Here is a 3,197-nt window from a genome sequence, read left to right as displayed (position 1 = left end):
AGGGAGCAAGAAGAAAGAATTGATGATTTCTGTGGGATAATTAATTTTATTTTTTATTATTGGAGATATATATTGATAATGAATAATGGATAATTACCTCTGGTTAAAACCGCAACGGAATTGAATATAAGGAAATCACAATTTCTTTTCTTGAGGGAATATTGGATATGGTTAGGTAATCCATCGATCCCATCCTTCGGAATGCTCCGCAAACGACCGCTTCTTCTCTTGAAATAGAAGGCTTTAAACCTTTGGGGATTAATTATCAATTATCCATTGGTAAGTGCTTATGGGAATTTCTTTGTCAGCTTTATTCCAAGCGATCGCTCAAGCGGAGGATGAACAAGAATTAAGGCAACCAATTATGGCCAAAATTGGCAATTATTTTGCTGCCAAACGCTGGGGGCTGTTTTTTTTCGACCAGCTTCCTGGTATTAATGAAGATACCCCAGCAATGATTAAACTAGCTTTGTCGCTGGACCATAATCCCATTTTGCGATATGTGGTTCAACGTCATGCTGCGGTCCATGACGAAGTAATGTTACTTCCTGGAGTTTGGCAGAGGATTTGTCCTCGCACCGATCATGGACACGTTATGCTCGGTCCTATTGTCAGTAATAGTCAACTTATAGGCGGTATTGCCTTTACACGTCACTGTTATGACCAGGCTTTTAATGCAGATAATCTGGCAGATCTAAATGCGCTTTGTCTCCATCTTTCTATAAGACTAGCAGTGCTACGCTCGAAACCTTTTGTCTTTCGGATGAATTCCTTTAACATAACGCCACGGGAAGCAGAAATTGCAGAATTGGTTGCCAGAGGATTTACCAATGCCAAGATTGGGGCCACTCTGTGGATTACAGAAAATTCAGTAAAACAAGCTTTGAAGAGGATGTTTCGTAAACTTGAGGTTTCCTCAAGGGCTGAAATGGTAGCAAAACTTTGTTTGAGAGATGATAAGGGACAGGAAACAGGCAAGAGGCAACAGCAGGAAAACATTTCCCTGTCTAAGCTTAATCATCAATCTAAGTAAAAAAGTGCAAAAACAGAAGTATGTAACGAAAAGTAAATTTGCAAAAAACTCTCTTACCTGCTCCTGCCTTTTCATAGGGAATAGAAGAATGTCCGCTCCCTATTTGCGTAGTGCTATAAATAATATTACTCCTGATACCTGAGACTGTTAGATATCTCCAATAATAAAAAATAATATCAATTATCGCACAGAAACCATCAATTATTTCCCCTTACTCCCTACTCCCTCTTTTCTGGAGATCTATTGAGTTGAAAATCTGGAACGTCCTTAATTTTTGACTTTTGACTTTACTGAACCACCATCAGATGTCCTAAACTAATCTGAGATATTTATTATTTTTACCAAGGAGCAACAATGCGACTATCTCAAATGTTATTAGTCACTCTACGAGATGACCCTGCTGAAGCAGAAATTCCTAGCCACAAACTCCTCATCCGTGCTGGGTATATTCGTCGTATTGGTAGTGGTATCTATGCATATCTTCCCTTGATGTTGCGAGTCTTAAATAAAGTCTCCACAATTGTCCGTGAAGAAATGAATGCTACTGGCGCCCAAGAATGTTTGCTCCCCCAACTTCAACCCGCCGACCTGTGGCGAGAGTCTGGCCGTTGGGATACTTATACCCAAGCTGAGGGTATCATGTTTTCTCTGATTGACCGTCAAAATCGGGAATTAGGATTAGGCCCAACTCACGAAGAGGTCATAACTACTGTTGCGAAAGAGATGATTCGTTCATATAGACAATTACCTCTACATCTCTATCAACTCCAAACTAAATTTCGGGATGAAATTCGCCCTAGATTTGGCTTGATGCGTGGTCGGGAATTTATTATGAAGGATGGTTATTCGTTTCATGCTGATGAGGAAAGTCTGAAGAAGACTTATCAGGATATGGATAAGGCTTATCGAAATATGTTACGTCGCAGTGGCTTACAATTTCGGGCGGTTGATGCTGATTCTGGGGCCATTGGTGGTTCTGGTTCCCAAGAATTTATGGTTTTGGCGGATGCTGGTGAGGATGAAATTCTCTATACCGAAGATGGTAAGTATGCTGCAAATTTGGAAAAGGCTGTGTCTTTGCCTGTAGATGCGGAAACTTCACCTTTTGATAGTTATGAAAAGTTGGAAACTCCTGGTACGGAAACTATTGAAAAGCTGTGTAAGTTTCTGAAATGTTCTCCTACTAATATTGTGAAAAATGTTCTTTACCAGGCAGTCTATGACAATGGGATGACTGTTTTGGTTTTGGTGAATATTCGGGGAGACCAAGATGTTAATGATGTGAAGTTGTTGAATGAGTTGACTAAGTTGGCTGGAAATTATGGGGCTAAAACTGTTTTGGCTTTGACTGTGCCAGATGTGGAGGCTCAAAAGAAATGGGCAGCTAAGTCTTTGCCTTTGGGTTATATTGCTCCAGATTTGTCTGATGATTATATTGCTTCTAGTAAGGAGGTAAGTTCTAAGTTCTTGCGAATGGTAGACCAGACGGCTGTAGACTTGACAAATTTCGCAACAGGTAGTAACGAATCTAGTTATCACGTCGTGGGTGCAAACTGGGGTCAGGAATTTCAATTGCCAAAATTGGTTGTAGATATCCGAAAAGCTCAAAAAGGCGATCGCTCTATCCATGACCCGAATCAAACTCTAGAAACTGCTAGAGGTATTGAGGTGGGTCATATATTCCAGTTGGGGACAAAATATTCTGAAGCTATGGGGGCAACTTATACAAATGAACAGGGCGAGGAAGTGCCTTTAGTTATGGGATGTTATGGTGTTGGTGTATCTCGTTTGGCCCAATCAGCGGTAGAACAGTCTTATGATAAAGATGGGATAATTTGGCCGGTGGCGATCGCTCCTTATCATGTGGTTATTTGTATTCCTAATATTAAGGATGCTCAACAAATAGAAGTAGCAGAAAATCTCTATAAAGAATTAAATGAAGCAGGAATAGAGACTATTTTAGATGACCGAGATGAGCGGGCGGGTGTTAAATTCAAAGATGCAGATTTAATTGGAATTCCTTATCGAATAGTTACCGGGCGATCGTTAAAATCTGGCAAAGTTGAATTGGTAGAAAGAGCGACTCATCAATCTCAGGAAATTCTTGTAGAGGAAGTATTATCTACTTTAAAAGAATTAATTGAGAAAGCATTAACTTAATTTA

2 protein-coding genes are annotated in these 3,197 nt (G+C 40.0%); both read left to right on the top strand.

The features are described from left to right. The first annotated feature begins 289 nt into the window (after nucleotides 1-289). Nucleotides 290-1,033, top strand: a complete 744-nt coding sequence (locus F6K22_RS06870; protein WP_293094986.1) for a helix-turn-helix transcriptional regulator — start codon at nucleotides 290-292, stop codon at nucleotides 1,031-1,033. Between the two features lie 354 nt (nucleotides 1,034-1,387). After that, on the top strand, nucleotides 1,388-3,193 hold the full coding sequence (gene proS / locus F6K22_RS06865) for a proline--tRNA ligase (protein ID WP_293094984.1): 1,806 nt from the start codon (nucleotides 1,388-1,390) through the stop codon (nucleotides 3,191-3,193). The last annotated feature ends 4 nt before the right edge of the window (nucleotides 3,194-3,197 follow it).

This window comes from Okeania sp. SIO2F4 (assembly GCF_010672385.1).
GTDB lineage: Bacteria > Cyanobacteriota > Cyanobacteriia > Cyanobacteriales > Microcoleaceae > Trichodesmium.
Note: the sequence above shows the minus strand (reverse complement) of the source record. Positions and strands in the feature narration are given on the sequence as shown.

Coding starts and splice junctions, on each gene's coding strand:
- F6K22_RS06870 (WP_293094986.1), top strand. CDS start 290: ATGGGAATTTCTTTGTCAGCTTTATTCCAAGCGATCGCTCAAGCGGAG.
- proS (WP_293094984.1), top strand. CDS start 1,388: ATGCGACTATCTCAAATGTTATTAGTCACTCTACGAGATGACCCTGCT.